This is a genomic window from Aliidiomarina sp. (assembly GCF_022565475.1).
Lineage (GTDB): Bacteria > Pseudomonadota > Gammaproteobacteria > Enterobacterales > Alteromonadaceae > Aliidiomarina.
The window spans coordinates 41448-57712 of sequence record NZ_JAIUMR010000010.1 but is presented as its reverse complement, the minus strand read 5'-3'; the positions used below and the strand labels follow the sequence as shown (position 1 = coordinate 57712).

At 48.2% G+C, this 16265-nt stretch carries 18 protein-coding genes and 1 tRNA gene; 14 read left to right on the top strand and 5 right to left on the bottom strand.

Translation table 11 applies throughout. The features are described from left to right. Positions 1-84: 84 nt before the first annotated feature. Positions 85-690: a glycerol-3-phosphate 1-O-acyltransferase PlsY gene (gene plsY / locus LAT77_RS09670; protein ID WP_290564357.1), complete on the top strand. Its 606-nt coding sequence runs from the start codon at positions 85-87 to the stop codon at positions 688-690. Position 691: 1 nt separating this feature from the next. Here plsY and tsaD read toward each other — a convergent pair whose 3' ends face one another. Next, on the bottom strand, positions 692-1705 hold the full coding sequence (tsaD, locus tag LAT77_RS09665; protein WP_290564356.1) for a tRNA (adenosine(37)-N6)-threonylcarbamoyltransferase complex transferase subunit TsaD: 1014 nt from the start codon (positions 1703-1705) through the stop codon (positions 692-694). Between the two features lie 62 nt (positions 1706-1767). Next, complete coding sequence (locus LAT77_RS09660; protein ID WP_290564355.1) at positions 1768-2796, bottom strand: type IV pilus twitching motility protein PilT; 1029 nt, start codon at positions 2794-2796, stop codon at positions 1768-1770. An 88-nt stretch (positions 2797-2884) separates the two neighbouring features. On the opposite strand from LAT77_RS09660, the gene LAT77_RS09655 reads away from it, so the two are divergent. The 4 genes from LAT77_RS09655 (at position 2885) to LAT77_RS09640 (ending at position 5569) form a co-directional block, all read left to right on the top strand. Beyond that, positions 2885-3565 (top strand): YggS family pyridoxal phosphate-dependent enzyme, encoded by a 681-nt coding sequence (locus LAT77_RS09655; RefSeq protein ID WP_290564398.1) that lies wholly within the window; start codon positions 2885-2887, stop codon positions 3563-3565. Positions 3566-3663: 98 nt separating this feature from the next. Then, on the top strand, positions 3664-4491 hold the full coding sequence (proC, locus tag LAT77_RS09650) for a pyrroline-5-carboxylate reductase (protein WP_290564354.1): 828 nt from the start codon (positions 3664-3666) through the stop codon (positions 4489-4491). A gap of 30 nt (positions 4492-4521) precedes the next feature. Next, entirely contained in the window at positions 4522-5055 is a 534-nt protein-coding gene (locus tag LAT77_RS09645; protein WP_290564353.1) for a YggT family protein, read from the top strand. Positions 5056-5062: 7 nt separating this feature from the next. Beyond that, complete coding sequence (locus LAT77_RS09640; RefSeq protein ID WP_290564352.1) at positions 5063-5569, top strand: DUF4426 domain-containing protein; 507 nt, start codon at positions 5063-5065, stop codon at positions 5567-5569. Positions 5570-5602: 33 nt separating this feature from the next. Here the strand turns inward: LAT77_RS09640 and LAT77_RS09635 are convergent, their stop codons facing one another. Beyond that, on the bottom strand, positions 5603-7339 hold the full coding sequence (locus LAT77_RS09635; protein ID WP_290564351.1) for a potassium/proton antiporter: 1737 nt from the start codon (positions 7337-7339) through the stop codon (positions 5603-5605). A gap of 109 nt (positions 7340-7448) precedes the next feature. On the opposite strand from LAT77_RS09635, the gene rdgB reads away from it, so the two are divergent. Both rdgB and hemW read left to right on the top strand, forming a co-directional pair. Continuing rightward, on the top strand, positions 7449-8114 hold the full coding sequence (gene rdgB / locus LAT77_RS09630; RefSeq protein WP_290564350.1) for an RdgB/HAM1 family non-canonical purine NTP pyrophosphatase: 666 nt from the start codon (positions 7449-7451) through the stop codon (positions 8112-8114). 8 nt (positions 8115-8122) lie between these two features. Then, positions 8123-9271, top strand: a complete 1149-nt coding sequence (gene hemW, locus LAT77_RS09625) for a radical SAM family heme chaperone HemW (protein ID WP_290564397.1) — start codon at positions 8123-8125, stop codon at positions 9269-9271. Positions 9272-9326: 55 nt separating this feature from the next. On the opposite strand, the gene trmB is transcribed toward hemW, so the two are convergent. Beyond that, complete coding sequence (trmB, locus tag LAT77_RS09620) at positions 9327-10061, bottom strand: tRNA (guanosine(46)-N7)-methyltransferase TrmB (RefSeq protein WP_290564349.1); 735 nt, start codon at positions 10059-10061, stop codon at positions 9327-9329. Between the two features lie 86 nt (positions 10062-10147). Here trmB and mutY point away from each other — a divergent pair, with 86 nt between their 5' ends. The 6 genes from mutY (at position 10148) to LAT77_RS09590 (ending at position 15278) form a co-directional block, all read left to right on the top strand. Continuing rightward, entirely contained in the window at positions 10148-11206 is a 1059-nt protein-coding gene (gene mutY / locus LAT77_RS09615) for an A/G-specific adenine glycosylase (RefSeq protein ID WP_290564348.1), read from the top strand. 140 nt (positions 11207-11346) lie between these two features. Further along, positions 11347-11619 carry an oxidative damage protection protein gene (locus LAT77_RS09610; protein WP_290564347.1) on the top strand — a complete coding sequence of 91 codons (273 nt, stop codon included), beginning with the start codon at positions 11347-11349 and terminating at the stop codon, positions 11617-11619. Between the two features lie 288 nt (positions 11620-11907). Further along, positions 11908-13023 (top strand): glutamate 5-kinase, encoded by a 1116-nt coding sequence (gene proB / locus LAT77_RS09605; RefSeq protein ID WP_290564346.1) that lies wholly within the window; start codon positions 11908-11910, stop codon positions 13021-13023. Continuing rightward, on the top strand, positions 13020-14276 hold the full coding sequence (locus LAT77_RS09600; protein WP_290564345.1) for a glutamate-5-semialdehyde dehydrogenase: 1257 nt from the start codon (positions 13020-13022) through the stop codon (positions 14274-14276). The genes proB and LAT77_RS09600 overlap by 4 nt, the downstream gene beginning before the upstream one ends. 123 nt (positions 14277-14399) lie before the next feature. Continuing rightward, positions 14400-14475 (top strand) — tRNA-Phe (locus LAT77_RS09595). A gap of 185 nt (positions 14476-14660) precedes the next feature. Further along, positions 14661-15278: an outer membrane beta-barrel protein gene (locus LAT77_RS09590; RefSeq protein WP_290564344.1), complete on the top strand. Its 618-nt coding sequence runs from the start codon at positions 14661-14663 to the stop codon at positions 15276-15278. A 41-nt stretch (positions 15279-15319) separates the two neighbouring features. On the opposite strand, the gene LAT77_RS09585 is transcribed toward LAT77_RS09590, so the two are convergent. Continuing rightward, entirely contained in the window at positions 15320-15775 is a 456-nt protein-coding gene (locus tag LAT77_RS09585; RefSeq protein WP_290564343.1) for an isoprenylcysteine carboxylmethyltransferase family protein, read from the bottom strand. A gap of 78 nt (positions 15776-15853) precedes the next feature. On the opposite strand from LAT77_RS09585, the gene LAT77_RS09580 reads away from it, so the two are divergent. Beyond that, positions 15854-16252, top strand: coding sequence for a MerR family DNA-binding protein (locus LAT77_RS09580; protein WP_290564342.1), 399 nt, complete (start codon positions 15854-15856; stop codon positions 16250-16252). Positions 16253-16265 lie beyond the last annotated feature (13 nt).

Below are 16265 nucleotides of genomic sequence, written 5' to 3'. Positions count from 1 at the left end.
CTCTGGTCGGATAGCATTCAACGAAAAAACAACGTATGCTCACAAGCTACAAGTGTAACGTAATAGGAAGCTGCAAAAAAGCCGATGTCTGCTCTGGCCCTACTCATGATCGTGCTTGCCTATCTGCTTGGTTCGGTAAGCAGTGCGGTTTTAATTTGTAAAGCATTTCGCCTCGACGACCCTCGCCTCCGTGGCTCTGGCAATCCAGGGGCAACCAATGTCTATCGCTTGGGTGGTCCCGTTCCTGCTGGGTTGACCTTACTTGGCGATGTTCTTAAGGGGATGATTCCGGTCTGGGCTGGTTACTTTCTAGGACTGACACCGATTGAACTTGGTTTTGTTGCGATTGCAGCCTGTTTGGGGCACATATATCCGCTTTACTTTAAATTCCAAGGTGGTAAAGCAGTCGCCACCGCGCTGGGCACCATGTTCCCTGTCGCCTCAGAAATGGCCATTTTGTTGATCATCACTTGGCTTTTGGTTTTTTGGGTAAGCCGTGTGTCTTCGCTCGCGGCACTCATCACCGTTGCCCTTTCACCGCTGTATGCGTTTCTGATCAAACCTCAATATACCATCCCTGCCATCATGCTTGCGGCGCTGATTATCTGGCGTCATCGAACCAACATTGTTCGTTTATGGAACGGTACCGAAGTCGCATTCCGCACAACCACGAAGCGTAAGAAGAAATAGTTTAAAGCGGCGGCAATTCGGTAAGAGGCCATCGCGGTCTTACTTTGACCTCTGGATCTGCATGTTGTCCAGCCGCTAATCGTTGCGCACCAGCAAAAGCAATCATAGCGCCATTGTCTGTACAGAATTCTGGTCGCGGGTAGAATACTTGCCCACCAAGCTCGGCCATAGTTTCAGCCAGCGCTGCACGCAGCCGAACGTTTGCACTCACGCCTCCCGCCATAACGATACGCTTGAGGCCAGTTTGTTCTAATGCACGACGACATTTAATCAAAAGTGTATCAACGACCGCATCTTGGAAAGCCAAAGCAATATCAGCTTGGGTCTGCAGGTCGTTACCATTTTCCGCAATGGCAATTGCAGCAGCCGTTTTTAGCCCACTAAAGCTGAAGTTGAGACCTGGCTTATCCGTCATTGGCCGAGGAAAGATGAAGCGGCCAGCAACGCCCTGCTCTGCAAGCTTTGCAAGCCGCGGTCCGCCAGGGTAGTCCAAGCCTAACAGCTTGGCGGTTTTATCGAACGCTTCTCCCGCTGCATCGTCAACCGACTCACCAAGAAGTTCATATTCGCCAATGCCATTTACTTGCACTAACTGAGTGTGTCCGCCTGACACAAGTAACGCGATAAAAGGAAATTCTGGACGTGTCGCTTCAAGCATCGGTGCCAACAAATGGCCTTCCATATGATGCACACCAATCGCTGGTTTCTGCCAACCAAAGGCTAAACTGCGACCAATGGTTGCGCCAACCAACAGCGCGCCGATGAGTCCAGGACCCGCCGTATAGGCGATGCCATCGATATCTGTGGCGGTGAGATTCGCATCACGCAGTGCTTGTTCGATCAAGGGTAAGGTTTTGCGAACATGATCGCGTGAGGCCAGCTCTGGCACCACGCCACCATAATCAGCATGCAGTTTCACTTGACTATAAAGGACGTGTGAGAGCAGACCTTGCTCGGTATCATAAATAGCAATACCGGTCTCATCACAGGACGTTTCTATTCCAAGTACACGCATTACAATTCTTCATCCACTCACATTCAAAGGGCTAGTATTCTAGCAAAAACCCTGTCCTAGGACTATTCAATTTGCCCCAGCTTACTACGCACAACTTCTTCTGAAATAAGTCCCGATTGTGCCAGTCGATTCAGCGATTGCTCCAGTGTTTGCATACCGATCGCAGCGCCGGTTTGAATTGCCGAGTACATTTGTGCAATTTTCGCTTCGCGAACCAAGTTCTTGATTGCCGGTGTCGCTAACATGATTTCATGCGCGGCAACCCGTCCGCCGCCCTTCTTTTTGACCAGTTGTTGCGAAATGACGGCTCGTAACGATTCCGAAAGCATCGAACGGACCATCGACTTCTCATCACCTGGAAACACGTCAATAATACGGTCAATGGTTTTCGGTGCTGATGTGGTATGAAGGGTTGCGAACACTAAGTGCCCAGTTTCTGCAGCGGTTAAGGCCAAACGAATGGTTTCTAAGTCCCGTAACTCACCAACAAGAATGACATCAGGATCCTCGCGTAATGCGACACGCAACGCATTACTAAAACTCAAGGTATCGCGAAAAACTTCGCGCTGATTGACTAAGCTCATTTTACTCTCATGAACAAATTCAATCGGATCCTCAATAGTAAGAATGTGTTGCGGCTTAGTGGCGTTAATATAATCCACCATTGCCGCTAACGTCGTTGATTTCCCTGAGCCGGTAGGTCCAGTAACAAGCACCAAACCACGAGGATAATCGGAAATACGCTTAAAAATATCCGGTGCATTGATATCTTCTAAGGTGAGGACGCGATCCGGAATCGTCCGAAACACGCCCGCTGGTCCATATTGCTGCATAAAGACATTGGCACGGAATCGCGCTAATCCCTTCACCGCAAACGAGAAATCAACTTCGAGTTGCTTCTCAAATTGTTCCAGCTGACGCTCATTCATCACCGATTTCACCATCGCGGCGACCGCTTCCGAGTCGAGGTTTGCGTCGTGAACCGGTGTTAAGTCGCCGTCAATACGAACAAGGGGGACTGTACCTGTCGATAGATGTAAATCCGAAGCCCCGTTCGTTACGCTATATTCTAATAATTGTTTAATATCCATATGATATGCTCTTCGGCCGAAAGTCAGATTGAGATGATTTAATGAGGTTACGCTGATGAATCCCGAGACTCAAGAAAAAAGCAACTCAATGAGCGCGCGCTTTCAATTGGTGTCCGCGCAAATCGATGCCGCGTGCGAAGAATGCCAGCGTCCGCAAAATTCAGTAAAGCTGCTTGCTGTCAGCAAAACCAAACCGGCAACAGATATTGCTGAGCTTTATCAATACGGACAGCGCGCATTCGGCGAAAACTACGTCCAAGAAGGTATTGAGAAAATCAATGAATTAGCCGCGCTCACGGATCTTGAGTGGCACTTCATTGGCCCTCTGCAATCGAACAAAACCAAGGATGTCGCCGAACATTTTACTTGGATGCAAAGTCTCGACCGTGAAAAAATTGCCCGCCGCCTCAATGACCAAAGGCCACTGTCACTGCCGCCCCTGCAAGTCTTAATCCAAGTGAATATTGATGATGAAGAGAGTAAGTCTGGGGTCGCGCTGGCTAATATCGCTGCCCTTGCGCAAACAGTCGAAGATCTTCCGCGTCTGACGTTGCGTGGTTTGATGGCTATTCCAGCTGCCAACGCGACAGCGGAACAGCAAGCACAAAGCTACTCAACCCTATACGATGCATTTCTTGAATTACAACAAAGCCATCCGACGGTCGACACCTTATCGCTTGGCATGAGTAATGACTTAGAGGCCGCAGTCCGACATGGCTCTACCATGGTTCGAATTGGTACAGCCTTGTTTGGTGCACGAGAGAAATAGCCAGAATCATGCGGGTTAACGCTTGAAAAGCAGGAAAAGTATCGCCATTCACGGTAGACTATAATCAAATTCTGCGCGTATTAGAGGAAGTTTTTCGTATGCAAAATGACGTTCGTACAATTGGCTTCATCGGAGCTGGTAATATGCCACAAAGTATTATCGGTGGCATGATCAAAGGCGGATTCCCAGCACAATCTGTGTTGGTTAGCAACCCGAGTCGCCCCAAGCTCGATCTCCTATCTGAAAAATACGGATTGCGAACTTCGCAAAATAATCATGAAGTCGCAAATGCTGCCGACGTCATCGTATTGTCGGTCAAACCGCAGTTAATGCGGGAGGTTTGTGAAGATTTAAAAGAAAATGTGAGCAATCTCGCTGACAAATTGATTGTTACCATCGCTGCTGGACTTCGTTTTGAAAGCTATTATGACTTTCTTGGCGATGACATCCGCATTATCCGGGTTATGCCAAATACACCGTCGTTGGTGGGTGAAGGTGTTTCTGGTCTTGTTGCCGATGATAAAGTTACAGCTGCAGAAAAAGAGTTTGTGCAGCAAGTCTTTGACTACGTCGGCATTACCTTATGGCTTGAAGATGAAGACGCAATTGATGTACTGGGTGCTGTAGCAGGTAGTGGACCGGCTTACTTTTTCGAGTTTATGCACGGTTTGCAACGCGCTGCCGAAGAGTTTGGAGTGAGTCCAGAACAAGCACGTGCTATGGTTCAGCAAACTGCCTTAGGTGCGGCAAAAATGGCCTGTGAAAGTGAGCTATCGCTGGTCGATTTACGCAAACAAGTCACCAGTAAAGGCGGTTCCACCGCAAAAGGTATCGAAGCCTATCAACAAGGTGAACTCAACGAAGTTTCGAAAAAAGCAGTCGCGGCGGCTGTCGCACGAAATCGAGAAATGGCGAAACTATTTTAATCACGACCAACGGTCGATAAGGAAATAGCTATGGGCGAAGGTGCTCAGTTTTTAATTGTTACCGTTTTTAACCTGTACATCATGGTGGTCATCTTGCGCTTGTGGATGCAACTTGCACGCGTGGACTATTTTAATCCAGTGTCACAATTTATCGTCAAGATCACCAGCCCGATTTTAACTCCGTTGCGAAAGATCTTACCGACTCTTGGACGTTTTGACATTGCCGCTGCATTTCTTGCTGTGGCCTTGTCAGCACTTAAATTCTTTATTATCGTTCACTTGCAGTTAGGCGGTTTTCCCTTTGGTGTTATTGAACTGCTCGTTACGTCCATCCAAGCAACGATAGTGACAGCGCTAACGTTGGTTTTCTGGATCTTACTGATTCGCGCGATCTTAAGCTGGTTTAGCCAAGGGCGTCATCCGATGGAGTTTGTCATGGCGCAATTAACGGAGCCATTACTTGCACCGATTCGCCGTATTATCCCACCCATTGGCGGTCTCGACTTGTCGGTTTTAGTCCTGATTATTATTGTCCAATTCCTGCGTATTTCATTGGGAGGCTAAGTCATCGATGACCCAATTGAAGCTCTATCGCTCGCTCTTGTGCAAGGCAACCACCATCGCTTGGATCGTGACTCTCGTGGTTTTGATGCTGCTATCATGGCAGGCTCATAGTCAAACCACGACGCAGACAAGCGAGCCACAAGGTGGACAGTTTGTCGAGCTCGGCGATTGGGAAGTTCATTATATTGCTTTCGCGAGTACCTTTTTACAGGCCGATATTGCCAACCGCTACAATATCCGTCGCAGTAATGCTCGCGGCTTAGTGAATATTTCTGTTTTGGACGCCAGCCGAGAAGATAAACCTGCCTTACGTGCGCAAATTCAAGGCTATGCACTCAACAGTGCCGGACAACGGCAGGAACTGCAGTTCCGCCGGTTTATTGAAGAGCCCGCGATTTATTTCATTTCGGAAGTCCGCCATAGCGATGACGATCGGATACGCTTCTTTATTACCATCCGCCATGGCGATGAAACTCGAGAATTGCGCTTCACACACACCTTCTATCGAGATTAAGCATGACTTGAAAGCGGCTCGGTTGAACAACGCTTATTTGCGTTGTTCAACCACCTTCACACCAACCTTCAAAATCGTGCCTTCTTCGCTTACTTCGCGCACAGTAAACATCAAATTCCCGATAATAATATGATCGCCGATAACCACGCGGCGATGGAAGCGACGCCGAAAGATCTCGCGAATATCCGTGTCTAACTCTTCGCCGCTGTCCTCAGGAATCGCGTAAAAGCCGGCCAAATCAGCAAGGGTAATATCTGCATTCAATATAAAATCACCAAAGAACGACTTTTTATTCACCCGTTGATCGCTGCCTGACGATGCAAGTACTTCACTAATTTTGGCGACGTCAGAGGTGCGCGTTAGCACCATAATAAAATCACCGGCTAACAGCTGTGGATTATTACTGGATCGCAGCCAATGACCGTCACGTACTAAGCCCACAAAGTCAGCGTCACGTGGTAAGTTAATTTCATGCCAGAAATGTTCTACCGCTGCTGAATCTTCGGTAATTCGATACACGGCTACTTCCATTACATCATCGGCACGGATTGACTCAATCGGTGTCCGAGAATCAGGCTCAGCCTCCGGTGGAATTTCCAGCCCCATTTTTCTCGCGGTATAGGAGATACTCCAACCCTGAACTACGAGAGAAACGAGGACAACAACGAAGGCTATTTCAAAGTAGAGTTGTTGGTTTTCCAGGCCAGATATCCATGGAAATAACGCGAGTACGATCGGTACCGCGCCGCGCAAACCGACCCAACTGATAAAAACCTGATCCCGCCAAGGAAAACGGAACGGTGCCAAACTTATAAACACCGCAACTGGACGAGCAACAAAAATCAGCACAAGGGCTAGCCCCAAGGCCGGTAGAATAATATTGAATACTGAACTTGGCGTCATCAACAAGCCAAGCATCAAGAACATGACGATTTGTGACAACCAAGCGAGACCGTCATGAACTCTTAAAATATGCATCACTTGGGGTAGCTTCGCATTGCCCACCAAGTAGCCCATCAAATACACAGCTAAGAAGCCACTTCCGCCTAAATTAGCTGCTAGCCCAAAGACTAAGATACTTGCGGAAACCGCTAAGAGAGGGAAAAACGAGACATGCAATTGTAATTTTCGACAGGTTAAAACAAAAAGTTTCCCGCCGAGATAACCTAAAAGCGCTCCGACTATAGCTTGTTGCAGAAAGACAACGACAACGCCGAAACCAACCGGTAACTCGGGCTGCGCTAACACACTCACAAGCGTTACCGTCAAAATGACGGCCATCGGGTCATTACTCCCCGATTCAATTTCCAAGGTTGCAGCAACACGCTCTTTAATCCGCAGTTTTTGCGACTGGAAAATTGAGAATACTGCAGCTGCGTCAGTCGAACTCAGGATTGCACCCAGTAAGAGTCCTTCAACCCACGAAAAACCAAATAAGTAAGCGGCAGCAATTCCGGTGATGATACAGGTGATAATGACACCCACCGAGGCCAGCATAGCGGCTGGTGCAAGTGCGACGCGAAAACGTTCCGGATGGGTACGCAAGCCACCATCAAAAAGAATAATGACGAGGGCCACAGAGCCGATAAGTAATGCTATATCGGGATTATTGAAGGTTAAACCAAGCAGTCCTTCCTCACCCGCCAGCATACCTATGGAAAGAAACACTAAAAGCAGTGGAGCACCAATGCGAACCGAAAATTGCACGGCAACGATGCTGAGAAACAACATTGCGCCTGCAATTAATATAAGAAAGTTCACGGCTTCCATAGGTTCTCACTCGTTCCTTCTCTTAATATCAGGGCAATAGATAATAACACAGGCAAAGAAGTGCGCTATAATTCGCCGCATAAATTTATTTGCGTCATTGATGAAAATTATGCCAGAAAATCAAAATATTAATGATAAACCTAAAAAAAAACTGGTACTAGCCACCGGAAATGCAGGGAAAGTAGCGGAACTGGTTGCTTTACTCGCGCCTTTCGGCTGGGACGTGATCCCACAAACCGAGTTTAAGGTAAGCGATGCCGAGGAAACCGGTAAAACCTTTATTGAGAATGCCATCATTAAAGCACGTCATGCCTGTGCTGCAACTGGTTTACCAGCACTCGCGGATGATTCTGGACTTGCAGTTGACTATTTATCCGGTGCTCCCGGCATCTACTCAGCGCGTTACGCACAACTTGATGATAACGTGAAGTTTTCGACAACCGACGAAGATGGCCAGCTGCTGACAAAAGACCAAGCGAATATTGCGAAATTATTGGCGGCACTTGCGGGGGTTCCTCAGGAACAACGGCAAGCTCAATTCCATTGTGTCTTGGTATATATGCGCTCAGCAGATGATCCCACGCCCATTGTTTGTCATGGTCGTTGGCCTGGATATATTACCACTGCAGCCGCTGGTACAGGCGGATTTGGCTACGACCCCATTTTCTGGGTGCCTGAGCAACAGTGCACCGCAGCTGAGCTTACTGCCGATTTAAAAAAACAACTCAGTCACCGTGGGCAAGCACTTAACTTGCTCATGAACAGCTTAGTGTGAGTTCACCGATGGTGTTGCAACTGCCTCCACTCAGTCTTTATGTGCACATTCCTTGGTGCGTACAAAAATGCCCATATTGCGATTTTAATTCGCACGCGCAACCGAATGTGATACCGGAAGCCGAGTACATTGCTTGTTTGCTGGATGATCTCGAGCAAGATCTAGCCTTCGTACAAGGGCGCGAACTGCACTCAATTTTTATCGGCGGTGGCACACCGAGCTTATTTTCTGCGGCCGGCATTCAGCGTCTCTTACAAGGAATCGAACAACGAATTCCATTTGCTGATGATATCGAGATCACATTGGAAGCCAACCCTGGAACCTTTGAAACCGAACGTTTTGCAGGGTTTGTCGACGCCGGTGTTAATCGCTTGTCGATTGGTGTTCAAAGCCTTCAAACCGAACAGCTTCAGCGCTTGGGTCGAATTCACGACCCCGAACAGGCACGAGTGGCAGCTCGACACGCAAGCATCTTGCCATTAAAAAGTTTTAATCTCGATTTAATGCACGGCCTTCCCGATCAAACTTTGGCGACAGCAATGGCTGATTTAGACGGCATTATCGCGCTGAACCCACCCCACATTTCCTGGTATCAACTCACCATCGAGCCAAATACATTATTTGCCAGTCAACCGCCGCAGTTACCGCATGACGATCTCTTGTGGGAAATCTATGAACAAGGGCATCAACGCCTAGCGGCGGCAGGATACGAGCAATACGAAGTCAGTGCTTATGGTTGGCCGGGTCATCGAGGTCGCCACAACACTAATTATTGGCGCTTTGGTGACTACTTAGGAATTGGTTGTGGTGCGCATGGCAAGATCACGCTGCCAGCCGAAGGACGAATTATGCGCAGCGAAAAAATAAAGCATCCACGCGGTTACTTAGACTTAACGCGACCTTATCTGTATAAGCATTGGCAGGTCAGTGACAGCGACTTGTGTTTCGAGTTTTTCATGAATCGACTGCGGCTCCTTGAACCTGTGCCAAAGTCGGACTTTACCGCCTTTACTGGACTGCCGATTCAAGCTGCCGAAAATGCATTGAGCGACGCAATTCAACGTGGCTTTATCGTTAGCCATAAGCAGTCTTGGGAAACCACAGCATTAGGTCGACTGTATTTAAACCAAGTCCTGAGTGATCTCCTCGACGATTAAAAAATCCCAAGCTGTATCTGCATGCTTGGGACTCCATAGAATACAATCAGTTTAATCAGACAGTCGCGGTAAACTTCATGTCCCACACGCCATGGCCTAACCGGTGTCCACGCTGCTCGAACTTTGTCAGCGGGCGCTCATCTGGGCGCGGAATATAGGTTCCATCTGCGGCTTGGTTTTCGAAGCCCGGCGCTGCGCTCATCACCTCGAGCATATGCTCCGCATAATTTTCCCAATCTGTTGCCAAATGAAGAACACCACCCTCTTTCAATTTAGTCCGCAATAACGCTACAAACTCAAGCTGAATTAAGCGGCGTTTATGGTGACGTTTTTTATGCCATGGGTCAGGAAAGAAGATCTGCACGCCGTCTAAACAATGATCTGGAAGCCAGTCTTTCAGCACTTCAACCGCGTCATGCTCTATCACTTTTAAGTTACTAACGCCTTGGCTTTCTGCTTCAAGCAAGCAGGCTCCGACGCCCGGTCGATGCACTTCAACACCAATAAAGTTCTTCTCTGGCATTGCTTTCGCCATCGCCACAAGTGACTTACCCATGCCAAAACCGATTTCGAGGACAACCGGATGGTCATTGCCAAACAAGGTCGACGGGTTAAGCACTTCACCATGAAACTCAATACCCATAGTCGGCCACTGGCGCTCGAGCGCACCAGCCTGTCCTTTCGTGAGGCGGCCTTCGCGGCGAACAAAGCTGCGAATCTGCCGCATGTAGCGTTCGCCCGTTGACTGCTGTTCGTCGTTGGTCATTAATGGTGATTTTTGCTCTGCCATGGTCATTGAACCTGTTACACTCGTCGGATGAAGTCTAAAATGGGTCGCCATTATCCAACTCGCTGCCGAAAAAACAAGCAAATTCCATGAGTTCACCGAAAAAAAGTAATGAAAAGTCCGTTTTACCAGCATTCTCACTGACAGCCGATGGCTTCGCTCAGTGTGTGCTCGCTTGGCAACAACAACATGGTCGCCACGATTTGCCGTGGCAGCAACCCGCGACACCCTACCGTGTTCTGGTAAGCGAAATTATGTTGCAGCAAACACAGGTGAGCACTGTCGTTCCCTATTTCCAGCGCTGGATGGAAACGTTTCCTGATTTGCCGACGTTAGCCGCCGCGGAAGAAGATCAGGTGATGGCCTTATGGCAAGGTCTAGGTTATTACTCGCGGGCGCGAAATCTGCAGAAAGCTGCGCGGTATCTGGTGAATGAGTACGACGGTCAATTTCCTCAGGAGCTTACTGAACTGGAGAAAATCCCCGGCGTCGGTCGCTATACTGCAGGCGCCATTCGCGCATTTGCATTCGACGCCTATGGACCCATTGTCGACGGCAATGTTCGGCGCCTATTTTGTCGCCTTTTCACCATTTCCGGACAGCCGCTGAGTACCGCTGTCAATAAAACACTTTGGCAACTTGCAGAGCATCTCACACCAAACCAAAACAATCGCAACTTTGCTCAAGGTCTCTTAGATTTAGGCGCAACAGTCTGTAAACCCAAAAGTCCAAACTGTGAAAAATGTCCTTTCGTGCGACATTGCCAAGCAAAACTGCAGAATCGGGTGGCGGAGTTTCCCAACCCAAAAACAAAAAAGACACTGCCAACACGTCATGGCCACTTTCTCTGGCAACTCGAACGCGATGGTTTGTGGCTCGAGCGTCGTCCAGAACAAGGCATCTGGGCGACGTTATGGGCCCTCCCTGAACTTGAGAGTGCTCCGGAAAACGCCAATTTAGTTGGCGAATTTCTCCACACGTTTAGCCACTACAAGCTGCGCGCTCAGGTTTGGCAAGTGCAAGCGCTTGAACTCAATGAAACCTTGTCGCAGCCACGTGATCTAAAGGCGATTGATCAAGAGCAGCTTGAACAAGTGGGGATGCCCACACCGATTCGGAAGTTTATTCAGCAACAGTTGCAAGAATAACAACAGCGCGCGACTCAGACGCAGAAACTGACCAACAACTGCTGCTTCAGAAGCTTTGGCTATGCTAAGATGCAAGCCTCGATTACAGCGGCGAATTATCCACCGCGTTCACCAGCGCTTGGTAATGAGGAAATTAAATCATGGCACGTACCGTATTTTGTCAATACTTGCAGAAAGAAGCCGATGGACTGGACTTTCAACTCTACCCCGGCGATTTAGGGCAGCGAATCTTTGAGAATATCTCTAAAGAAGCATGGGCTGAGTGGCAGAAGAAACAAACAATGTTGATTAATGAAAAACGGCTTAACCTTATGGATCCCGATGCACGGGCTTTCCTTGAGCGAGAAATGGAAGGGTTTCTTTTTGAAGGCAAAGACGTCGATATTGAAGGTTACACGCCGCCAAGTAAATAGCGTAACACCGACTTCACAGCCGATATTCACTGTCAGAGCTGCAAACCATTGCAGCTCGCCACGAAAACTCGTGTTTTAGCCATATATCACATTTATGCAGTTCGCTTGCTTAATTACTCAGGCACTGGCGATTCATTAACACATCCAGCCTATGCATAGCAAAAATCTGATGAATACCCCCTATAAGCAATGAAAATGGCGTTTACCTGCTCTTAACCGCGTTTGCGGTAGAGGCCAAAGGTCAATTTTGCTAGTATATACAGCTCGATTGACTAACAGGGAGTCCCTATGAAAATCCCAGCCTGGCGAAGAGCAGTGATTAAAGTCGGCAGTGCTCTAATCGCGCCAGATGGTAACGGTTGCAGTTCAAAATATCTTTTAGCCATCGCTCGCTTCATTAATGAATGCCGTGAGCGCGGACAAGAAATTGTCTTGGTTTCTTCTGGATCCGTTGCAGCAGGCCGACATCATTTTAACCACGAAGAAAAAACGGTTCCGGTTGTCCTCAAAAAAGCCATGGCGGCTGTTGGACAAACCCAAGTAATGGAAAGCTGGGCGCGCTTTTTTGATTTCCCCTGTGCTCAAGTCCTCATGACGCATGACGATCTTCGTGACCGCGAGCGTTACATCAGCATCCGTAATACCGTTAACGCATTACTCGAGCATGGCATCATGCCGATTGCCAATGAAAATGATGCACTTGCAACGGATGATTTGAAAGTCGGTGACAACGACAATCTCGCTGCTATGGTTGCGACCGTCGTTGACGCTGATGCACTTTTCATTTGCTCTGATATCGATGGTTTGTTTGACAAAGACCCGAACAAGCATAAGGACGCTACACTCATCCCTGTGGTTGATGAAATTGATCAGAACATCTACGCACTCGCCGGTGGTTCGGCAAGTGCAGTGGGTACAGGTGGCATGCGCACTAAGGTGGAAGCTGCAGAGAAAGCAACGACCCATGGCATTGACACCTATATCCTCAACGGCCGGAAAGGCAGTAAATTTGAAGTCTTGCTGCGTAATGAAAACCCCGGCACCTTATTTAAAGCCAAAGAAAACCCATTGAGTAATAAGAAACATTGGCTGCGCCACACCTTAATTGCTCAGGGCGAAATTTTAGTCGATTCAGACACGATTAAAGCCCTGCGTGAAGAAGGCAGTTCGTTACTCAGTCCGGGTATCGTCGATATACAAGGAAATTTCGATCGCGGCGATGCAGTACTCATCCGTAGTGCAGAAAACATGGAAACGATCGCAAAAGGTATCTGTCGTTATAGCTCCCATGAGCTGATTCATATTAAAGGACAGACCGACACCGCCATCGCTGAAGCCTATGGGTATAGCCCAATCAGCGAAGTCATTCACCGCGACGATTTAATGTTATGGAGCAAAAAATGAGTAACCAAATACTAGCCCAAGAAATTTCACAGCGTGCTGCCAAAGCGGCTCGCGCTATCGCTACTTTACCAACAGCCGAAAAAAATGCGGTGTTACAAAAAATGGCCGACGCCATTCGCCAGCATACTCCGGCGATTCTCAAAGCAAACGCCGATGATCTCGTCGCTGGTCAAGAAAAAGGTCTTGATGCAGCAATGATGGATCGCCTCGCGCTCGATGAAGCTAGAATCGAAGACATGGCCAGTGCGATTGAAGAGATTATTGCTTTACCCGACCCTGTTGGTGAAAGCTATCTGCTGGAAGAACGTCCAAATGGCATGCGCGTCGACAAAATGCGCATTCCGCTTGGCGTGATTTGCATGATTTACGAAGCGCGCCCAAATGTGACTGCCGACGCTGGTGCCCTGTGCTTTAAGTCAGGCAATGCCGTCATTCTACGTTGTGGTCGCGAAGCAATCGGTACCAGTAAAATCATTGCTGAGGCCATGCATAGTGCCATCGAAGCCAGCGGCTTGCCAAAAGACGTAGTGACCGTGGTGCCGACGCCAGACCGTGACTTGATGGCTGAACTTTTAAAGCAAAGTGACCATATCGACTTAGTGATCCCGCGCGGCGGCGAAGGCTTAATTCACTACGTCAGCGACAACAGTAAAATACCTGTGATACAGCACTACAAAGGCGTTTGCCATTTATACGTCGACAAAGATGCGGATCTCGACAAAGCTCTGGCGCTTCTGTTGAATGGTAAAACCCAACGGACAGGCGTGTGTAATGCCCTAGAAGGCCTGTTGGTGCATGCTGACGTTGCCGATCGCTTCCTGCCAATGGCAGCAGCTGCACTCGCCGAAAAAGACGTCAAAGTACATGCCTGTGCTCAGTCAATGCCACACTTTGACGGGGCCGAAGTCATTGCTGATGATGCCTTTGGTGAGGAGTACCTAGCGCTCGAAATTGCAGTTCGTACTGTCAAGGACTATGACCATGCAGTCGAGCATTTAGACCAGTTTTCCAGTGGTCATACCGATGTCATTTGCACTGAAAATGAGCAAACCGCCCGTCGCTTCATTGCCGATATCGACTCCGCAGTGACGATGTGGAATACGTCATCGCGTTTCTCTGATGGCGGCCAGCTTGGCCTCGGTGCGGAAATTGGTATTTCAACGTCGAAATTACATGCATACGGCCCAATGGGCTTGCAGTCATTAACGACTGAGAAGTTCGTTGTCACCGGCAATGGACAAATTCGCCCGTAAGTCAGAGCGCTTGGCGAAATTTGCAGCAAGCAGTTCGGTTTTTCTATCTGTTTGCTGCTCAAGCCTTGACTCTTTCAGCGAAAACGAGTCTAATACCGCCCGCATCGCAAGATGCAACGGCATGCCCAGATAGCTCAGTCGGTAGAGCAGGGGATTGAAAATCCCCGTGTCGGTGGTTCGATTCCGCCTCTGGGCACCATTATTTGAAAAGCCCCGCTAGCAATAGCGGGGCTTTTTGCTTTCTCACTCCTTCTCACGGCATAACTTTGTCAGCATTTGTCAAACGCTATTGCCGTTCATTTAACAATCCTCTACATTTCTCGCCAAGCAACACAATCACACTGTGATTCATTCTCAACCCCAGTAATTGAAAAGGAAGTTAATATGAAATTATTAAAAATCTCTGCGTTAGCGAGCGCCTTATTGTTGTCAGGTAATGCTTTAGCAACAGACCTCACCTACGACTACGCAAATTTCAACTATGTGAAGTTTGGCACCGGTAGTGATAGTTTAGATGGCTTTAATTTTGAACTCAGCAAGCTTCTCAACGAAAACCTTTACCTGTCAGGTTCATACACCAATGTTTCTGACAGCTATTCTGAAAGCTTTAGCGGTGAGACCGTGCGCGTGAAGTTTGACGCCGATTTATTGAGCTTCGGCCTTGGTTATCGTCACGCAATGCAAAGCAACATGGATTGGTTTGTCGAAGGTGGTTTAGCTTACATTGACGCATCAGCTCGAGTTTCCGCTACTGGCGTTGGCTCATTCCGCGAAAGCTATGATGATACCGGCTTCTTTGGCGCCACCGGTATCAATGTCATGCTCACCCCGAACTTTGAATCGCGTCTATTTGTTCGCTATACCGATATCGCTGACACCTCAGAGACTGAATTCGGTGTTCAAGGTCGTTATCGCTTCACCAATAACTTCCATGGATTGGTTGGTGTTTCGCGTGATTCAGAAGAGACCTCAATGCGTATCGGTCTTAGTTACGCATTCTAATCTTGTTGAGGGAAGCAGAATCCTGCTTCCCTTTTCTTCTTTTAGAGCCAACGCCGAACTCGTTGTTGATAACGCCGATATTCATCGCCGAATAAAAACTTTAATTGACGCTCTTCGGGTTTAATTTGAAACTGCGTCATATAAGCAACAAAAATCGGCAGCATCAGCAAACCGACCCAGCTCCCTAAATACAAACCGCAAGCCAGCAACCAAAGTAACATCCCCAAGTACATTGGGTTTCTTGTCAAACGATAAACGCCGGTCGCGACTATTTGTGACGTTTCTTCTGGGTGCATCGGGTTTACCGTAGTTTGCTTCCGTTTAAACTCAACAACGCCGAAGAATGCGAACAATGTGCCAATGGCAAAGCTCAACACGATCCACAGGTTAGCGACTGTGAAACTCCAGAACGAAAAAATCCAACTGAGCAACCACATGTCCAAAGCACAGATCACCACGAGCACTAAGGGGGGTATCTTTAGTTCTAAGTCTCTCATTATTCCTCAACTAGGTTTCCTCGCGAATAAGTTCTATAGTATAGGCCGGAATTACAAATAATTGACACAGACCAGTTTATGAATATAACCATTAGCCAGCTCGCCAATGCGACGGGTTTGACTGCCAAAATGATCCGTTATTATGAAGCGAATCAAATCGTGCCTGCACCGCAGCGGACTGCCGCAGATTATCGAACCTATGGCGAGAGTGATATTTCTACTTACCGGTTTATTGCGCATGCGCGTGACCTTGGGTTTTCGCTCAGTGACATCAAGCAACTCGTCCAATTACGTGCGGATCCGCAACGTGCCAGCCGAGAAGTCAAAGAACTCGCAAATCAACAATTATCGAAGGTGCAACAACAGATCGACCAACTACAATGGCTTGCGAAAGAATTAAACCTATTGATTGAGCTCTGCCCCGGCGATCAGTCGCCGAGTTGTCCGATTCTAAACAAACTGAATGGATCGGCTTGACCTTCACCTAGTG